This window comes from Streptomyces sp. DH12, assembly GCF_020873895.1.
GTDB lineage: Bacteria > Actinomycetota > Actinomycetes > Streptomycetales > Streptomycetaceae > Streptomyces.
Genome location: NZ_JAHWGT010000173.1, coordinates 1 through 854 on the forward strand (window position 1 = coordinate 1; position 854 = coordinate 854).

Sequence of the window (854 nt, forward strand, 5' to 3'; positions counted from 1 at the left end):
GGGGCAGACTGCGCACGTGAGCGCCGTCGTGTGGAGTGCCGCCGTGTCCCTCGCCGCGTGGCTGTGGCTGCTGCTGTTCCAGGGGTGGTTCTGGCGCACCGATGTGCGGCTTCCGGCGTCGCGCGAGCCGGACGGGTGGCCGGACGTGTGCGTGGTGGTCCCTGCGCGGGACGAGGCGGCGGTGCTGCCCGCGAGCCTGCCGTCGCTGCTCGCCCAGGACTATCCCGGCAGGGCGGAGGTCTTCCTGGTCGACGACGGCAGCACGGACGGCACCGGGGACCTCGCGCGGGAGCTGGCGCGGAGGCGGGGCGGGCTTCCGCTCACCGTGGTCCCGCCCGGCGAGCCGCCGGCCGGGTGGACGGGCAAGCTGTGGGCGGTGCGGCACGGCATGGAGCTGGCCCGCGCCCGGGACCCGGAGTACCTGCTGCTGACGGACGCCGACATCGCGCACGCCCCGGGCAGTCTGCGGCGGCTGGTGGCGGCGGCCGGGACCGGCGGTTTCGACCTCGTGTCGCAGATGGCGCGGCTGCGGGTGGAGAGCCTGTGGGAGCGGCTGGTCGTGCCGGCGTTCGTGTACTTCTTCGCGCAGCTCTACCCGTTCCGCCGGATCTCCCGGCCGGGTTCGAGGACGGCCGCGGCGGCCGGCGGCTGTGTGCTGCTGCGCGCCGACGCCGCCGCGCGGGCGCGGATCCCGGACGCCGTACGGCACGCCGTGATCGACGACGTGGCCGTGGCCCGCGCGGTCAAGCGGAGCGGCGGGCGCGTCTGGCTGGGGCTCGCGGACGGCGTGGACAGCGTGCGCCCCTATCCGCGGCTGGGTGACCTGTGGCGCATGGTGTCGCGCAGTGCGTACG

At 76.1% G+C, this 854-nt stretch carries 1 protein-coding gene; it reads left to right on the forward strand.

What is annotated here, in order from left to right; translation table 11 throughout:
- The coding region (locus LPA54_RS33300) for a glycosyltransferase (protein WP_228984463.1) at positions 1–854 on the forward strand (854 nt) is incomplete at both ends.